An 18,333-nucleotide genomic window follows, 5' to 3' on the forward strand; every position below is an offset into this window, starting at 1 on the left:
CCTCAGGCGTTCAGCCGGCCGGACTGCTGGGCGAGCAGGGGCATGAGCGCCCCTTTGAGCGCCTCCATCTGCAATTCGGTCTCGGTCCGGGCGGAATGCGCATCCGGCGTATGGAGCATGCGCAGGCGCGCGTTCTCGGCTGCGAGCCTCTCGTTCTCCGCCATCAGGATCGCCACCTTCTCCTCGGCGATGCGCAGGCGCGCCAGGGCTTCGTTCCGCTCCTGCTCGCGCAGCTGCGCGCGGTCGCGCCAGAGACGGTTGGCGACGCTCTCCGATTCCTCACTCATGGCCAGCTCCTGACATGATCGATGGTCGTGATCGGGACCGGCACGCGCAGCCCTTCCGTCGTTCTCATGCCGAAGCAAAGAGCGGCGCGATGCATCGGGACGGATTCCATCACGGCCGATGTGGCTTTTCTGGGGTGAGATGATAAGGGCGCAGATGTTAACCCATCGTTGGCGCGGCTCCATCGTCCGGCCCGAGAACCGAAACGTGCCGCCTCGGCTCTCGCCGGGCGGCACGGATTTGGGTTCTTCGCTCTGGATCAGACGACGAAGAAGTCGTGATAGAAGAGCTTTTCCTTGTTCGCCAGGGTCGCGATCTTCACCTGGGCGCTCTTTCCGGTGCCGTCGGCATCGTAATAGAGGGACCCGGTCTTGCGGTCATAGACGATCCGGTCGTCCGCATCCTTGGCCTTCGTGCCTTCCACGAACATCTTGGAGGCGAGCTTCACGCCCTTGGACGAGCCCTTGCCCAGCTTGGTGAAGACCTTGTCGTCAAGGAAGAAACTGTCATCCTTGCTCTTGAAGTCCAGCACCTTGTCCACGTTGGCGCTCTTGTTCGGCTTCGTGTCGAACACGAAGATGTCCTTGCCCGATCCGCCTGCGAGCGCGTCGTTGCCGAGCCCGCCGGAGATCCTGTTGGCGCCGCCGTTGCCGGTAATCGCATTGGCGTAGCCGTTGCCGGCGAGCATGATGCTGCCTGCGCCCGTGGCTGTCAGCACCTCGATCTCGACGCTCGAGGCCAGGGTGAAGCTCACCGACGTCTCCACCGTGTCCCTGCCGCCGCCTGCGGCCTCGACGATCCTGTCGAGAGCGTTGTCGACCCGGTAGGTGTCGTTGCCGCCATTGCCCTGCAGCAGGTCCGCGCCGGCGTCGCCGTCGATGATGTTGGCCTCCGCGTTCCCGGTGAGAACGTCGGCAAAGCCCGAGCCCCACAGGTTCTCGATGGAGTTGTAGCTGTCGCCGGCAGCCTCGCCCTGGTTGCCGCCGGGAGCGGCGAGGCTGGCCGTGACCCCTGACGCGGCGCCGAGATAGGAAGCCCAGTCGCTGCCGCTGCCGCCGAAGAGGCCGTCCGCGCCCGCGCCGCCGAAGAGCAGATCGTCGCCCGCATCGCCCTGCAGGTAGTCGCGACCCCCGCCGGCGCGCAGCGCATCGCCTCTGCTGCTGCCGATCAGCGCATCGCTGGCCTCGCTGCCGAACGCCTGAGGATTCAGCTCGGTCGCGCGAACCACGCGGAAGGTGGAGCGGGCCACCAGCGCATCGTGGTCGCTGGCGCGCTCCGTCACATCGAACTCGGAGTTGATGCGCACGATGTCGAAGGCCTCCATCCGTGCCCGCATCGCGGCCGAAACATAGATGTGATCGAGGGACTGGGAATTGCCTTCATAAACGTAATCGGTGCGGTCCAGCGGATTGGCGATGAAATCCTCGGCCATGTTCCAGAGCACCTGCTGGCCGCCTTCGTAGGTTCCGTCGAGGATTCTCAGCGGGTTGCTCCACGAGAAGTCGTTGAGATCGCCCAGCACCGCCACATTGGCATTGGGGTCGGCGGCGAGCAGCGCATCCACATAGGCGTTGATGAGCTTCGTCTGCTCCATCCGCTGCAGTTCCGAAACGAGGTTGGGCGGGTTGTTGGAGCCGAAGATCGGATCGTCGCCGCCCTTCGAGTTCAGGTGGTTGTTGATGAAGGTATAGACCTCGCCGTTGAACATGAACTTGGCGACGAGAGGCTTACGGCTGGATTCGAAAGCGTCGTTGACGAGCGGGTCCGGATCGACGATGCGCTGGAGCGAGCCCTCGACGAGGTCGACTACGTCGTCGTTGTAGAGGAAGGCCTGGCGGATGTTGCCGCCGGTCTGCCCGCCGTCCTTGCCGTCCTCGGGGTTGAGATAGGCGAACTTGTAGCGCGGCCCGCCCGCCTTCACGATCTCGTCGACCAGCTTCTGCAGGGTCTTGTCCGCGGAGACGGTGCCGTTGTTCACCGAACCGCTGTCGTCCTGAACCTCCTGCAGGGCCAGCACATGGGGCGAGCCCATGTTCTTGACGATCTGTTGCGCGAGCTTGGCGAAGTGGCCGCTGTCCACGTCCGCGTCGCCGTCGTCGTCATTGATGTCGAGGTTCTCGACGTTGTAGTTGCCGAACGAAAGGAAGAAATCGTTCCAGGCCGTGACATTCGTCGTTTCCGCCTGAAGGGTCGATTGCGCCGTCACCACGGGCGTGGAGCCGATCAGCACCTCATAACTCCCGAAGCCGTAGGACATGATGCCGGTCGTTGCGCCGAGCCGCGCTCCCACATCCACCATCGGCATGCTGAGCGAATCGCGGATATTGTCGAACTGGATGCGCTCGGGGTTGAAGTCGCTCGATGTGGCCGACAGGCCGCCGCGCCCGTTGAGGCTCGATGCGTCATAGGCACCCTCGATGACCGCGTAGATCTCGCCGTAATTGTTCGTCGCGCCGACGACGCGGGTCGGCTCGACGGTCACGCGCATCCCCTCGAGGGCTTCGTAGAAGGCCTTGGCGGCCTCCAGGTCGCCGGTGGGCGGCCTGATCCCGTTCGGTCCGATGACGACTGCCTCCGGCAATTCATGGCCCTTGGAGAGAACGGAGACGGTGGCGCTGGAGCCGAACTGCGTCAGCGTGAGGGCCGTGGAATCCGCAGGCTTGTATTCCGTCACGACGCCGGAAACGGAGACCATGTCGCCGACCTCGACATTCGGCGTCCAGTTGGAGCCGCGGAACACGAAGATGGCGTCGGAGGTAGTGGCGTCCCCGTCGCCGTTCACGTCCTGGATATAGAAGCCGCGGGTGGTGCCGGTCATCTGGATGCCGGTGATCACGCCGCGCGTCGTGACGGGGTCCTTGTTGGCGTAAGCGGAGGTGTGGCCGTGGCCCTGGATCTCGTAAATGGCGATCGGATCGTCATTCGCGATGGTGCTGGTGGCCGAACCCTGCGCGATCGTGACGCCCGTGGAGGCATTTGAGAGAAGGACGGAGAACCGCTCGCTCGCCTCATAGGCCGTGTCGCCCTTGACGGAGATGCTGATCTGCTGCGTCGTTTGCCCGGCGGAGAAGGTGAGGGTTCCGTTGAGGGCGCCCGCGAAATCGTCCTCGGAGGCCCAGCCCGCCGCGCCGAGGCCGCCGAGGCTCCAGTCGACCGTGACGTCTTCCGCCGGATTGGCGCGCGTGACCGTGAAGGTGAAGGTTGTGATGCCGTCGTTCCCCTCGGCCTTGGTGGCCGCATCGGCCGCGATGGAGAGCGTCTGGCCCGCCGGCGGGTCGGCGAAGGTCTGGCCCGTATTGACGCCGTTGCGCGTCGCCGTGTTGTCGGCGCTGAAGACCGCCCAGGAGGTGAAGCCGGTCGAATCGTAGCCCGTGCCCTGGCGCTGGATCGAGCCCGTGGCCGAGCCCGTTCCGTTCTCGAGGACGCCCACATCCTTGCTGGTCATTCCGGCGGCCGCGCCGTCGATGGCGGTGATGGTGCCCTCATAGCTCCAGAACTCGACCACGTTGCCCGCCGCATCGACGAGAGCGAAGCCGTCCGGCGCGCCGTTCTGGAGGCCTACCGCATCGACGCTGATGAAGCCGAAGCCGTTGCCGGTCGCGTCCGCAATGGTTCCCGAAAGGGCGATCTCGGGGCCGCTCGCATAGAGGCCGTTGTTCGAGCCGTTGTAGAGCTGGATCTTCCAGCCGGTAAGGTCGGTCCCGGCGCGGCCGGCGATCTCGATGAACTCGTTCAGATCGTTTGTGCCGCCGTTGTCGTAGTGAAACTCGTTGATCCAGACATTCGCCATGATGGGTCCTCGCGTGTCGTTTCAGGCCCCTGCCGGAAGGCAGTTAGCCATGAAACGATGTATTATTAAGAGACGCAAGTCCTAGGCGAGGCATGTGACAGCCTTATGAAAGGCAGGCCGCGCGTATAACTTTGACAGTTTGCGCGCCCCGAAGGCAGCGAAGGCCTAGCCGTCGAGCTCCGGATAGTGCCGGAAGATTCCTTCCTCGTTGAAGGGGATGCGGCGGGGGCTCTTCAGATAGGCCTCGATGCGCGCTCTCAAGGAGACGGCGTGGTGGAGGGCAGCCACACGCGGCGTTTCCTCCAGGACGCGCCGCATGGCTTTGGGAAAGGCATAAGTCAGGCCCTCGACGACCTGGAACAGGGACAGGTCGGCATAGGTCAGCCCGCGCCCGACAAGATGGGCGTCCCCGCCCGGATTGCGCGAGAGGATCCTCTCGAACCAGGACAGGAATTTCGGGATCCGCTCCTCTCGGAAATCCGTGGCCCGCCGCAGGGCTTCCGGCTTCTGGTCCTCATAATAGAGATTGACCGAGAGCGGATGGTGTGTGTCGTGGGCTTCCGCCACGAAGTCGCTGATGGTGAGCTGGATCTGGTGGGTCCACAAGCCTCCCGCCGGATCCTTCGGCGCGAGGCCGTGCCGTGCTCCGAGATAGAGCAGGATCGCTGCCGTCTGCCCGATGAGGGTTTCGCCATCTTTCAGAAAAGGCGGCGCGAAGGGTGGATGCTCCGCGTGCTCCATCAGCCGCATCATCGCGGCCATGCCGCCCGGCTTCCGCGCCACGTCGACATAGTCGGCCCCCGTCTCTTCGAGGGTGAGACGCACGAATTCGCCGCGTCCCTGAATCGTGGGCCAGTAGTAGAGTTCGTAGGCCATGGCGGGCTCCCGGTGCGATGACGGGAATGTGTCCTCCGAAGGACCGCCGGCAAGGGCCCTCATGCCTTTCGGGCCGTGCAAGGCGATCCCTTACTCCATCGTCACGGGGTGCACCGGCTGCCCCGTGCGGGCGAAGGCATCGATGTTGGCCAGGGTGGTCTCGGCGATGCTCGTGAGCGCTTCCTGCGTGAAGAAGGCCTGATGGCCCGTGATCAGCACGTTCGGAAAGGTGAGGAGGCGCGCGAATTGATCGTCGCGGATGATCTCGGCCGAATGGTCGCGGAAGAAGAGCTCGCTCTCCTCCTCGTAGACGTCGAGCGCCAGGCTGCCGATGATGCCGCTCTTCAGTCCGGCGATCACCGCGCGGGTGTCGATCACCGCGCCGCGGCTGGTGTTGACGAGCATCACGCCTGGACGGCAGCTGCGGATCGCGGCCTCGTCGATGAAGCGGTGTGTCTCGGGCGTCAGCGGGCAATGGAGGGTGATGATGTGGGACTGCGCCAGGAGCTCCGCCTTCGACACATAGCGGGCACCGAGCGCTTCGGCCTCTGAATTCGGGAAGGGATCGCAGGCCAGGAGCTCGCAGCCGAAACCGCGCAGGATGCGCAGCACCACGGTGCCGATCTTGCCCGTTCCCACCACGCCGACCGTCTTGCCGTGCAGGTCGAAGCCGAGCAGTCCCTCGAGGGCGAAGTTGCCCTCGCGCACCCTGTTATAGGCGCGGTGAATCTTGCGGTTGAGGGTGAGGATGAGCGCGAGGGTGTGCTCCGCCACCGCGTGAGGCGAATAGGCCGGGACGCGGGCCACTGCGATCCCGTTCGCCCGTGCTGCTTCGAGATTCACGTTGTTGAAGCCTGCGCAGCGCAGGGCGATCAGGCGAACGCCGCCTGCGGCGAGACGCTCGAGGCACGGGGCGTCGAGCATGTCGTTGACGAAGACGCACACGGCCTGGGCATCCTCGGCCAGCGCCGCCGTGGCGGCCGAGAGGCGCGGCTCGTGATAATCGAGATCGTGTCCGCTCGTTCCGTTCGCCGCGTCGAGGAAACGGCGGTCGTAGGCGGTGGTACTGAAGACGGCGACACGCATCGAACCCTCCTGCTATGCCCCTCTTCGCCGGCGAGAGGCGACGTTAATGCGCCTCGTCCCAGTTCTGCGCAGAATGTACTTCCGCCGCAAGGCCTTGTAATGCCTCACCCTCGAGGCGCAGATGTCGATGGGAAAGATCCCGCATGCCGATGGTCTCATAAAAGCGAAGAGCCGGTCGGCCTTCCTCGACAAACAGTTCAATTCGCTCCCATTCTCTTTCCAGAGCGGTTCTTGCGACGGCACTCATCAGCCTTCGCGCTGCACCTGATCGTCTTTCCGGCGGGATCACGTAGAGGGCATGTACGATGCCTATCGGCTTGCCGCGCCAGCCCGCATAGCCGCGAAAGAAGGAGACGAAGCCGACAGGTTGCTCAGCGCGTTCGGCAATGTAGGCCTCGAAGAGCGGATAGGGGCCGAAACCGTTCAGCCGAATCTGCTCCGCCGACGTCCACGGCTTTTGACCCGGAAGATGATCCTCGATCAAGGCAGCCGTCATAGAGAAGAGCGTTCCCGCATCCCGTTCAAGGGCTGGCCTGACAATGGGATTCTGCTTCGACCGTGCCCCAAGATCGAGAGCATCGCTCATCTCAATGCGCCTCGTCCCAGTTCTGCGCGGCGCGGGCTTCCACGGCGAGCGGGACTTTCAGTGTCACGGCCGGGAGGGGGGCCTGTGTCATCACGTGCGAGATTACCGGCAGGGTCGCATCGACTTCGTCGTCCGGAACTTCGAAGACCAGTTCGTCGTGCACCTGCAGCAGCATGCGGGCCGAGAGGCGCTCCGCCTGGAGCGCGTCTTCCATGCGGATCATGGCGCGGCGGATGATGTCGGCGGCGGAGCCCTGGATCGGCGCATTGATGGCCTGGCGCTCCACGCCCGCGCGCTCGGACGGGTTGCTCGACTTGATCTGCGGATAATGGCAGACGCGCCCGAAGAGCGTCGTCACGTAGCCTTTCTCGCGGCAGATGCGCTTCGTGTCCTCGATATAGGTGCGGATGCCGGGGAAGCGCTCGAAATACTGCTTGATGAAAGCGGAGGCCTCCGCGTTGCCGATGCCCAGCCGCGTGGCGAGGCCGAAGGCCGAGATGCCGTAGATGATGCCGAAATTGATGGTCTTGGCCTGGCGGCGCAGGTCCGGCGTCATTTTCTCGAGCGGCACGCCGAACATGGCGGAGGCCGTTGCCGCGTGAATATCCTGCCCCTTGGCGAAAGCCTCCTGCAATTGCGGTATGTCCGCGATGTGGGCGAGAATCCGCAATTCGATCTGGCTGTAGTCGGCGGAGATGATCTTGTGGCCCGGCGGCGCGATGAAGGCGGTGCGGATCTTGCGCCCGGCCTCGGTGCGGATCGGGATGTTCTGCAGGTTCGGGTCGGACGAGGAGAGGCGACCCGTCGTGGTGGCGGCGAGCGAGAACGAGGTGTGCACCCGCCTGGTGTCGGGATGCATGTGCTCCTGCAGGGTGTCCGTGTAGGTGGATTTCAGCTTGGCGAGCTGGCGCCATTCGAGAATCCGGGCGGGCAGTTCGTGGCCCGCCTGCGCCAGCTCGTCGAGGAGCGTCGCGGGCGTGGCCCATTGTCCGGACGGGGTCTTCTTCGCGCCGGGCAGGCCCATCTTGCCGAAGAGAATGTCACCGATCTGCTTCGGCGAGCCGAGCGCAAACTTTTCGCCGGCCATCTCATGGATCTCGTCCTCGAGACGGGCGAGAATCTGCGCGAAATCGCCGGAAAGGCGGCTGAGGATCTGCTGGTCCACGAGGATGCCGCGCATTTCCATGCGCGCGAGCACGTCCACCAGGGGGCGCTCCAGCGTCTCGTAGACGGTGGCTTTGCGCTCGGCGACGAGGCGCGGCTTGAGCACTTGCCACAGGCGAAGCGTGACATCCGCATCCTCCGCCGCATAGGCCGTGGCCTTGGCGATCTCCACCTTGTCGAAGCTCACCTTGTTCCGGCCCGTGCCCGCCACATCGGAGAAGGTGATGGGCGAATGGCCGAGATGGCGGCGGGAGAGTTCGTCCATGCCGTGCGAGCCCTTGCCCGCATCGAGCACGTAGGAAATCAGCATCGTGTCGTCGAAGGGCCGCACCTCGATGTTGTGGCGTTTGAACACGACCCAGTCGTATTTGAGGTTCTGCCCGATCTTGAGGACGGAGGCGTCTTCCAGCAGCGGGCGGATGACGTCGAGCGCGTCGGTGACCGGGATCTGCCCCTTCACCAGCCCGCCGCCGAAAAGGTCGGATTCGTCGCGGTGCTGAAGCGGGACGTAGCAGGCCTTGCCGGGCTCCAGCGCCAGCGAGAAGCCGACGAGGTCGGCGCGATTGGCGTCGAGATCGCTCGTTTCCGTGTCGACGGCCACATAGCCCTGTTCCCGCGCTTGGGCGACCCATTCCTTCAGGCGCTCCAGGCTGGTGACGGTCTCATAGGCATGGACGTCGATGGGCGAGGAGGAGGCTTCCGTCGCACGCTGTCCCGCAAGCTGCGAGGGCGTGCCGAGGCCCTCGACCGGCTGGCGAAGGGTCGCGGTCTCCGGCAGGTCGAGCCCGGCGAAGGGATCGGCCTCGCCCGCGCCCGCGGCCTTCCTGTCGAAGAAGGGCACGGCGTCGCCGGTCGGCGCGGCCATGCCCGTTCCGTTGCCGTTCCAGCGGATGGCCTCGCCGCCGGGCATGAGGCGCGGATCGGGCTGGATCGCGGCGGGATCGGCCTCGTAGAGTTCCGCGACCCGGCGCGTGATCGTGTTGAACTCCATGGCCTTGAGAAAGCCGATCAGCGTCTTCGGATCGGGCTCGGGCACGCGCAACTCGTCGAGCGGCACCGGGACGGGCGCGTCGCAATCCAGCGTCACGAGCTTCTTCGACAGCCGCGCGGCCTCCGCATTGTTGACGAGGGTCTCGCGGCGCTTGGGCTGCTTGATCTCGCCCGCGCGCTCCAGCAGCGTTTCGAGATCGCCGTATTCCTTGATGAGCTGCGCCGCGGTCTTCAGGCCGATGCCCGGCACGCCGGGGACGTTGTCGGACGTGTCGCCCATGAGCGCCAGCACGTCGCCGATCTTTTCCGGCGGGATGCCCTCCCATTTCTCCATCACGGCGGCTTCGTCGAGATTGCGCTCGGGCCGGTAGCCCGGCTTTCCCTTGGAGCCCGACTCGAAATCGTAGAAGCAGACCTGCGGCCCCACGAGCTGCATCAGGTCCTTGTCGGAGGAGATGATGAGCACGTCCGCTCCCCGGGCCTTGGCCTGCTGGGTATAGGTGGCGATGAGATCGTCCGCCTCGTAGCGCTGCAGCTCCACCGGCTCGAGCCCGAAGGCGCGGATCGCCTCGCGCATGATCGGCATCTGGACCTTCAGGTCCTCCGGCGCGTCCGGTCTGTGGCCCTTGTAATCTTCGTAGAGCTCCTTGCGGAACGACCCTTCGGACTTGTCGAGCACGATGGCCAGATGCGTGGGCTTCAAGCCCGCGGCCCCGTCGCGCATGAACTGCAGCAGCTTCGAGACGAACAGGCGCACGGCCCCCGTCGGCATGCCGTCCGAGGTCCGGGAGTTGTATTTCTGGTCCTGGTTCATGGACTGGAAATAGGCCCGGAAGATGAAGGACGAGCCGTCGACGAGAAACACATGATCGCCGGCTTGAACGGGACGGGAGGACGAAGACATCGGGTCTCGGGGGCTTTCTGACGCTGTTCGGAGGGAAGAAATAGCGGGTCCGGGGGCGGATGGCTATGGCAGGCGTAAATAGGAAGCCCGGCGAGAAGTGCACTCAACCAAAAGTAGCAAAAATCGGTGCGAAGACATCCGATGGTGAGGGCAACCTTCACTATTTCCCCGAAGCTTAACGATGTGTGATGGCGCACCTTTGAATGGCGATGGTCTGATATAATCTTGCGCGAATCTCATGTGCCGGATATGAGCATAACCAAACGGAATTACATATCGAAACCGGCGTCGGCCAATTTTAGCGTGAGGAAAGACCATGGCGATCGAGAAATGGGGCAATGCCAGAACTGTTTCCGTAGGGGTAAAAAGCTCCTATGAGGGCACTGTCACGTCCCTCCCCAATGGCGGCTATGTTGTGGTCTGGGATGCCGACACCATCACTTGCGTCCAGGTCTATGACGGATTGGGAAACCCCGTCGGCCCCCGGCGGGATATCCCGAGCACGGTCGGCAATCCGAGAAAGGCGCAGGTGACCGCGCTTGACGACGGCAGCTTCATCGTTGCCTGGAGCGGCGCGAGCTCGGCGATTCAGGCGCAGAAATTTTCGATCACGGGCGTTCCCGATGCAAGCGGCCCGGTGCTGATCGCAGGCACTGAAAACAGCCATACCAACGATTTCCCGTCAGTCGCATCCTGGGGAACGGATAAGTGGGTCGCAGTCTGGGCTGATTCAGATAATTCTACCGGCAACCCTCCGGATAACATTCAGTTCCTGCGACAGGGCGGCACGAAGTTCAGCATTGCGACAGCCGCTGGCGTCACCGATCCGGACGTGGTCGAACTGGCCGATGGCCGTCATGTAGTCACCTGGGAGGAAAGCGGCCGGATCAAGGTCGCTATCGTCAATGCCAACAATACGGTTCAACCGCTGGCCGACGCGCTGGGCGGCAGCTCCGCAAATGGACGTGAACCGACGATCTCCGCCTTGTCCACTGGCGGCTTCGTGGTCAGCTGGCGAGATTCGGGCGACCGAAAATTTTCCACGCAGGTTTATAATTCCAACGGGACACAAGTCGCTGCGGGTTCCATGCTCAAGCAGGGAGAATATGTCCAATACCCGCCGGAGGTCGTCGGCTTGACGAAGGGCGGCTTCGAAGGGGGATATGCCGTCGTCAGCGTGGATTGGATCGGAAAGGATAATGGCGATATCTACCTGCGGCTAGTTAAAGCTGATGGAACGGTCGTTGGCCCCAAGCTGATCAACGACGGCACGCTTCAGGCCGGCAGCCAGTGGCTTTCCTCGGTCACGGAGTTGCCCGATGGGCGCATCTCCATCGCCTGGGATAGTGGCGGAACGATCTACAACCAGATCATCGATGCACGCGAAAAGGCGGTGACCGTCGAAGGGTCGACCTGGGACGATACATATGTCGGGACGAACATCGCCGATCAGACGGATATCCTGAAAGGCCGAGCCGGCAACGACGCACTCTATGGCGGCACGGGCGACGACGTCCTCAACGGCGGCATCGGTGCGGATCGTCTCGACGGCGGAGCCAATTTCGATTGGGCTTCTTACGTCAATGCCACGACGGGAGTGCAAGCCAGCTTGGTCGATCCGAAGCAGAATACAGGCGAGGCACAAGGCGACAGCTACATTTCGATCGAGGGCATCGAAGGTTCGGACTTCGACGACAGGTTGACCGGCCTCAACAGCGGATCTGCCCTGTCGGGACGATGGGGCAACGATACGCTGAATGGCGGTGCGGGTGTTGATACCCTGAATGGCGGTATCGGCAACGATTGGCTCTATGGCGGAGCCGGTGCCGATAATCTCCATGGCGGCGACGGCGATCCGTCTTCCGCTTCCTATGTCAATGCGCAGGCCTTTGTCGGCGATACCGCATCTTATCAAGGTGCTTCATCAGGCGTGCGGGCCAATCTGGGCAATGCTTCGGAGAATAAGGGAGACGCGGCCGGGGACAGCTATGTCAGCATCGAGAACCTGGTCGGGTCCGAGTTTGCCGACGTGCTGACCGGCGACGCCAACGCAAACTGGATCGCCACCGTCGACGGCGACGATCTGGTGTACGGCCTGGCCGGCAACGACCTGTTCTGGGGCCAGGGCGGCAACGATACGCTTGTGGGTGGTGCTGGAGCCGATACCCTCGATGGTGGTGCGGGGTTCAACTATGCGTCCTATGCGGATTCCGCAGCCGGCGTTGTCGTTAATGGTCTCAATCCCTCGCTGAACACAGGTGACGCTGTCGGCGACGTCTTTGTTTCAATTCAAGGACTGATCGGATCCAAATTCAACGACACATTGTCGGGCTTCGATAACAGCATTGCTCTTTGGGGCGGAGACGGAGCAGACAAACTCACGGGAGGTGAAGGATCGGATACTTTGGATGGCGGATCCGGTGCGGACAGCCTCAATGGTGGCGGAGGAATTGACTTTGTCAGCTACCAAAGCTCCGGTACGGGTGTCACGATCGTCTTGCCAAAGAATGGAGACGGTACCGTTGGCGAAGATATCTTCACAAATATCGAAGGCCTGATCGGCTCAAACTTTAATGATGTTCTCACAGGCAATACAAGTTCCAACGAACTTCGCGGCATGGATGGCAATGACATTCTCGTAGGTGTTGGCAGTAGTTCTGGCACTAGCGACACCTTAAACGGCGGCAGTGGGATCGACACCGTCGATTACTCCGCCGCCACGACGGCCGTGACGGTCAACCTTGCCACAGGCAAAGGTTCGGGTAGCAATACCGCGGGTGATGTCTATGTGGGGATCGAGAATGTTATTGGCTCCCAGTTTGGCGACACCTTTGTCGGCAATGGTGCGACCAATGCATTTTATGGCGGCAAGGGTGACGACATCTATTATGTCAGCGCCGGTGACGTCGTTGTTGAAGGCGCTAGCGAAGGCAACGACACGGTCGTCACGGATGCGAACTACGCGCTCGGTGCCAATCTTGAATCGCTGACGGGCACCGGTGGCGGTGCTCTCATCCTCACCGGCAATGCACTGAGCAACACCATCACGGGCAATGCCGCCGGCAACTGGATCGACGGTGGAGAAGGGGCCGATACGATGATCGGCGGCGCGGGCGATGACTTCTATGTCATCGACAATGCCGGCGATGTGATCATCGACACCGAGGGTAACAACAAGGTTCTGTTGAAGACAGCCTACGATCTGTCCAAGCTGCCCTCATCGGTGATCGTCTCAATTGCCGATGGCATCAACATCCCCATTACGGGGACGAACGGCGCCAATGTCCTCAGGGGCAATGCCGCGGCCAATATCATGAAAGGCCAAGGCGGCAACGATACGCTCTATGGCCTGGCCGGCAACGACAGGCTCTATGGTGGCTCGGGCAAGGACGTGTTCGTGTTTGACACGCGCCTGAACAAGAGCACGAATGTGGATAAGATCTATGACTTCAAGTCCAGGGACGACAGCTTCTGGCTCGACAATGCGATCTTCACCAAGCTGGGCAAAGGCACGCCCACCAAGCCGGCGAAGATCAAATCGGGCATGTTCTACGAGGGCACGAAGGCGCACGACAAAGACGACCGTATTATCTATGATAAAAAGACCGGAAACCTGTACTACGATGCGGACGGAACAGGTAGGTCTGCTCAAGTGAAGTTCGCCACCCTCTCCAACAAGGAGAAGCTCTACTACCACGATTTTCTGGTGATCTAAGTCGTACGTCCAACAGACATCAAAGTGCCGCCCGGCGAAAGCCGTGGCGGCACGTTTCGTTTCGGGACTTTCAAGCGGCCTTCAACCGCGCGAGGTCGAGGTCGAGTTCGCGCAGGGACTGCATCACCACGCCTTCGGTCAGGAGATCCATGGAGGATTCCACCACATGGATGGTGGCGAGCGCGCGCAGCTCCGGGATCGTCTGGGATTCGAGTGCCGCCTCGAAGGAGGGGCGCAGGAGGTCCATGGCGCGGGTGCCGGGGCCGCAGATCACGATATGGTCGGGCTCCAGCGTCTGGATCAGGATGCCGACCGCATCGCCCAAAACTTCGCCCGCCGCATGGAAGAGGTTGAGGAGGGCGGCATCGCCCGCGCGGGCCTGCTCCACGATGGCGCCCATGGCCTCCTCGCCCGGCAGCAGCAGGGTCGGGGCCGGGCGATGGTCGATAAGCTGCGCATCCCGGTGCAGGGCGTAATCCGCCAGATAGGCCTCGATGCAGCCGCGCCCGCCGCAGCGGCATTGCGGCCCGCTCCGGCGCAGGCGCACATGACCGAACTCGCTGCCGCCGAACCGGGCGCCGCGATAGAGCTCGCCCTGGATGAGAAAGCCGAGGCCCACGCCGTCGCCGATCATGAGGCAGGCTGTGCGCCCGGAGCGGAGGTCGGCGTTGCGCTGCGTGATGGCGAAGGCCATGGCGCTGGCGTCGTTCTCCATGAGCACCGGCTTGCCCAGGCGCTGGCCCAGTCCCGATGCCAGGGGCAGGTCGCGCGCGCCGAGCACGGGGCTCCAGGCCACGATCCCGTCCCGCGTATCCACATAGCCCTGGCAGGCGAGGCCGATGGCCTTCACGTCCGATGCGCCGTTCTCCTGGGCGAAGGCGGCGATCGTTTCCGCCAGCACGTCCATCAGCTCCTCGGCGCCGAGATTGCGCAGGCGGCGCTCTACATGCAGGCTCGCCCGGTTGCGGCCTGCGCTGTCCACGAGCCTGAGCTCGATCCGGTTGAAGCCGGTCCAGACGCCGATGACGGAGCCCAAGGTCCCGGCGAAGAAGAGGCGCGTCTTGGGGCGGCCGCGGATCAGCCCGGCGGCCTGGTCTCCGGCCTCCTCGGTCGCCAGGATGCCTTCATCGAGCAGGCTTGCCGTGAGATCCGAGACGCTCGCCGGGCTCATGCCGAGGTGCTGGCCGATCTCCACCCGGGCCATGGGGCCTTCGCGGCGCAGGGCCTCGAGCAGGCGCCGCCGGGCCGTTTCGCGGGGGGAGAGGGGGGGTATGGTCATGGGCTCCACTTTATTCGGCTCATGAATAAAACAATTCCAAGGGAGGGAGATATCAGACCAAAATATGAGATGGGAGGCGCTTGATGCGCGACGAAAGTGGAATAATTATTTCTGCGCTCGAAAAATAACACATGGCAGGTTGAGCCTCGTCCGTCGATCCGTCCTGGAGCCGACACTCTGCCATGAGAACGGCGCCTTTCCAGAGAGGCGCCGACCAGGAGGAAACCGATGTTTTCGAAGAAACACGCTTTGATTTCTCTTGCCGCTCTCGCCCTGTCCGCGGGAGCCGCCTTCGCCCAGGGCAAGGGGCCGGTGATCGGCGTCAGCTGGTCCAACTTCCAGGAAGAGCGCTGGAAGACCGACGAGGCCGCCATCAAGGCCGCCATCGAAAAGGCCGGCGGCACCTATGTCTCGGCCGATGCCCAGTCCTCGCCCGCCAAGCAGCTGACCGATATCGAGAGCCTCATCGCCCGCGGCGCGAAGGCGCTGATCGTGCTGGCGCAGGATGCGGATGCCGTGCGCCCGGCCGTCGAGAAGGCCGTGGCCGAGGGCATCGCGGTCGTGGGCTATGATCGCCTCATCGAGATCCCGCAGGCCTTCTACCTCACCTTCGACAATGTGGAGGTCGGGCGCCTGCAGGCCCGCGAGGTGCTCAAGGTGAAGCCCGAGGGCAATTACGCCTTCATCAAGGGCTCGGGCTCCGATCCGAACGCCAATTTCCTGTTCCAGGGCTCCATGGAGGTCCTCAAGCCCGCCATGGATTCCGGCAAGATCAAGAACGTGGGCGAGGCCTACACGGATGGCTGGCTCCCTGCAAACGCGCAGCGGAACATGGAGCAGTTCCTCACCAAGAACAACAACAAGATCGACGCAGTGATCGCCGCCAATGACGGCACCGCGGGCGGCGCCATCGCCGCTCTCGCGGCGCAGGGCCTTGCCGGTTCCGTGCCGGTCTCCGGCCAGGATGCCGACAAGGCGGCCCTGAACCGCGTGGCGCTCGGCACGCAGACCGTGACGGTCTTCAAGGATGCGCGGGAACTCGGCCGCAACGCGGCGGAGATCGCCATGCAGCTCGCCTCCGGCAAGAAGCTCGGCGAGATCCAGGGCGCGAAGAGCTGGAACCTCGGACCGAAGAAGCAGAACATGACGGCGCTCTTCCTTACCCCCGTGGCGATCACGAAGGACAATCTCGACGTGGTCATCAATGCGGGCTGGGCCTCCAAGGAGGTGGTCTGCCAGGGTGTGAAGGCGGGCACGGTGAAAGCCTGCAACTGATCGGAGCTTGCTCCTTGCCATCCCCGGCGAGCCTTTGAGCGAGGCGAGGGGATCCATCGCGCCGAACGCGTGAATGGATCCCCTTTCCCTCCGCTCCGGCCGGGGATGACGGTCTTTCAAAACTCTTCACTCGTCCTTTGAGCGTCACGCCATGAACGCACCTGTTGCCACAACCGCGCCGCCGCCGATCACCACGTCCGGTTCGCTTCTGTCGAAGCTCGAGATCGACGTGCGCATGCTCGGCATGCTCGCAGCGCTCGCCGCGATCTGGATCGGCTTCGATCTTCTGTCCGGCGGCGTCTTCCTCACCCCGCGCAATCTCTGGAATCTGTCGGTCCAGACGGCATCCGTGGCGATCATGGCGACGGGCATGGTGCTCGTCATCGTCACGCGCAACATCGACCTGTCCGTCGGCGCGATCCTCGGCGTCACCGGCATGATCATCGGCGTCGCGCAGGTGCAATGGCTGCCGGCCTATCTCGGGCTCGAGCATCCGCTCACCGCGCCGCTCGTCGTGCTGCTCGCCATGGCGGTCGGCGGATCGATCGGCCTGTTCCAGGGCTGGCTCATCGCCTATCTCGGCATCCCGTCCTTCATCGTCACGCTGGGTGGCCTCCTGGTCTGGCGCGGCGCCGCCTGGTGGGTGACGACCGGCCAGACCGTCGCGCCCATGGATACGCGTTTCAAGGCTCTCGGCGGCGGCGTGGAAGGCGCGCTCGGCGCCACGGTCACATGGGTCATCGCCGCTCTCGCCTGCGGCCTCGTCGTCGTAGCGCTCGGCGTTGCGCGCCGCAGGCGCATGCGCTTCGGCTTTCCCGTGCGACCCGGCTGGGCGGATGCGGTCATCGCTACATTCGCCTGCGGTGCCGTCCTTGCGGCGGCGGCCATCGCCAATGCCTACCCGCTGCCCGCGGGCACGGCCCGCCGCTGGGCCGAGGCCAACGGCATCGCCTGGCCCGATGGCGGCCTGTTCATTCCCCATGGGGTCGCGCTGCCTGTTCTGATCGCCGTTCTGGCTGGCCTTACGATGACCTTCATCGCCACGCGCCGCCGCTTCGGCCGCTACGTCTTCGCCATCGGCGGCAACCCGGAGGCGGCGGAGCTGTCGGGCATCAACACCCGCTGGACGCTCATGAAGGTGTTCGGCCTCATGGGGCTGCTCTGCGGCATCTCCGCCTGCATCTCGACGGCGCGCCTCAATGCGGCGACGAATGCCGCGGGCACCCTCGACGAGCTTTACGTCATCGCCTCCGCGGTCATCGGCGGCACGTCGCTCGCGGGGGGCATCGGCACCATCGCGGGCGCGATGCTGGGCGCGCTCGTCATGCAGTCGCTGCAATCGGGCATGGTGCTGCTCGGTGTCGACACGCCGCTGCAGAACATCGTCGTCGGCGCCGTGCTCGTCCTCGCCGTGTGGGTCGACGGCCTCTATCGCCGCCGCATCAAGTAAGGACAAGCGCATCATGCAAACGAACGGAACGGCACCTCTCGTCGAGATGCGCAACATCTCCATCGCCTTCGGCGGCATCAAGGCCGTGGACGACGTGACCGTCGATCTGCGCCCCGGCGAGGTGGTGGGCCTGCTCGGTCACAACGGCGCGGGCAAGTCGACCCTGATCAAGATCCTTTCGGGAGCCTACAGGCCCGATGCGGGCGAGATCTATGTGAACGGGGAGCAGGCCGATATTGCAAGCCCTCGCGACGCCAAGCGTTACGGCATCGAGACGATCTACCAGACGCTCGCGCTTGCCGACAACATCGATGCGGCCGGCAACATCTTTCTCGGGCGCGAGGTTCTCACGCCCTACGGCACCCTCGACGATGCGACCATGGAGGCCGAGACGCGCAAGGTGATGGCGCGCCTCAACCCGCATTTCCGGAGATTCAAAGAGCCCGTGAAGGCGCTCTCCGGCGGCCAGCGGCAATCGGTGGCCATCGCACGGGCGATCTACTTCAACGCCCGCGTTCTCATCATGGACGAGCCGACGGCGGCGCTCGGCCCCGCCGAGACGCAGCAGGTCGCCGATCTGGTGCTCCAGCTGAAGAAGGAAGGCATCGGCATCTTCCTCATCAGCCACGACATTCACGACGTGTTCGGTCTCGCCGACCGGGTGAGCGTGATGAAGAACGGCAAGCTCGTGGGGTCCGCCAACGTGCAGGACGTCACGCAGGATGAAGTGCTCGGCATGATCATCCTGGGCAAGTGCCCGCCCGGTGCAACGCCGGGGCCAGGAGCGAGTTGATCTTGCGGGCATCGTCCCGGATGACGCGCATAGACGGTCCGGGATCGCATCCAGGTGAGGGCGTTCGTCCCGCCCTTGCGATGCCGGGCTTTGCTCGGCCGTCCCCGGATGCCACGTCACTCTTTCGAACACTGAAGCGA

At 63.8% G+C, this 18,333-nt stretch carries 11 protein-coding genes; 4 read left to right on the forward strand and 7 right to left on the reverse strand.

The features are described 5' to 3' along the window. Positions 1–2: 2 nt before the first annotated feature. The 6 genes from L879_RS0101485 to polA all read right to left on the reverse strand — a co-directional run bounded on the left by L879_RS0101485 (position 3) and on the right by polA (position 9,681). Complete coding sequence (locus L879_RS0101485) at positions 3–287, reverse strand: hypothetical protein (RefSeq protein WP_027314557.1); 285 nt, start codon at positions 285–287, stop codon at positions 3–5. Positions 288–544: 257 nt separating this feature from the next. Then, a complete protein-coding gene (locus L879_RS22490; protein WP_051434958.1) occupies positions 545–4,075 on the reverse strand; it encodes a DUF8508 domain-containing protein in 3,531 nt (1,176 codons plus the stop codon). A gap of 165 nt (positions 4,076–4,240) precedes the next feature. Next, on the reverse strand, positions 4,241–4,951 hold the full coding sequence (locus tag L879_RS0101500; protein WP_027314558.1) for a glutathione S-transferase: 711 nt from the start codon (positions 4,949–4,951) through the stop codon (positions 4,241–4,243). A gap of 90 nt (positions 4,952–5,041) precedes the next feature. Next, a complete protein-coding gene (locus L879_RS0101505; RefSeq protein WP_027314559.1) occupies positions 5,042–6,037 on the reverse strand; it encodes a 2-hydroxyacid dehydrogenase in 996 nt (331 codons plus the stop codon). A gap of 43 nt (positions 6,038–6,080) precedes the next feature. After that, positions 6,081–6,623, reverse strand: coding sequence for a GNAT family N-acetyltransferase (locus L879_RS20055; RefSeq protein WP_051434959.1), 543 nt, complete (start codon positions 6,621–6,623; stop codon positions 6,081–6,083). A 1-nt stretch (position 6,624) separates the two neighbouring features. Continuing rightward, a complete protein-coding gene (gene polA, locus L879_RS0101515; RefSeq protein ID WP_027314560.1) occupies positions 6,625–9,681 on the reverse strand; it encodes a DNA polymerase I in 3,057 nt (1,018 codons plus the stop codon). A gap of 316 nt (positions 9,682–9,997) precedes the next feature. Between polA and L879_RS24445 the strand changes: the two genes are divergently transcribed. Next, positions 9,998–13,396, forward strand: coding sequence for a beta strand repeat-containing protein (locus L879_RS24445; protein ID WP_027314561.1), 3,399 nt, complete (start codon positions 9,998–10,000; stop codon positions 13,394–13,396). 70 nt (positions 13,397–13,466) lie between these two features. Here the strand turns inward: L879_RS24445 and L879_RS0101525 are convergent, their stop codons facing one another. After that, positions 13,467–14,675 carry an ROK family protein gene (locus L879_RS0101525; protein WP_027314562.1) on the reverse strand — a complete coding sequence of 403 codons (1,209 nt, stop codon included), beginning with the start codon at positions 14,673–14,675 and terminating at the stop codon, positions 13,467–13,469. A 228-nt stretch (positions 14,676–14,903) separates the two neighbouring features. Here L879_RS0101525 and xylF point away from each other — a divergent pair, with 228 nt between their 5' ends. The 3 genes from xylF (at position 14,904) to L879_RS0101540 (ending at position 18,193) form a co-directional block, all read left to right on the forward strand. Next, complete coding sequence (gene xylF, locus L879_RS0101530) at positions 14,904–15,950, forward strand: D-xylose ABC transporter substrate-binding protein (RefSeq protein WP_027314563.1); 1,047 nt, start codon at positions 14,904–14,906, stop codon at positions 15,948–15,950. Positions 15,951–16,101: 151 nt separating this feature from the next. After that, a complete protein-coding gene (locus L879_RS0101535) occupies positions 16,102–17,400 on the forward strand; it encodes a sugar ABC transporter permease (protein ID WP_027314564.1) in 1,299 nt (432 codons plus the stop codon). A gap of 13 nt (positions 17,401–17,413) precedes the next feature. Then, positions 17,414–18,193, forward strand: coding sequence for an ATP-binding cassette domain-containing protein (locus L879_RS0101540; protein WP_027314565.1), 780 nt, complete (start codon positions 17,414–17,416; stop codon positions 18,191–18,193). The last annotated feature ends 140 nt before the right edge of the window (positions 18,194–18,333 follow it).

Source organism: Microvirga flocculans ATCC BAA-817, from assembly GCF_000518665.1.
GTDB classification, from domain to species: Bacteria; Pseudomonadota; Alphaproteobacteria; order Rhizobiales; family Beijerinckiaceae; genus Microvirga; species Microvirga flocculans.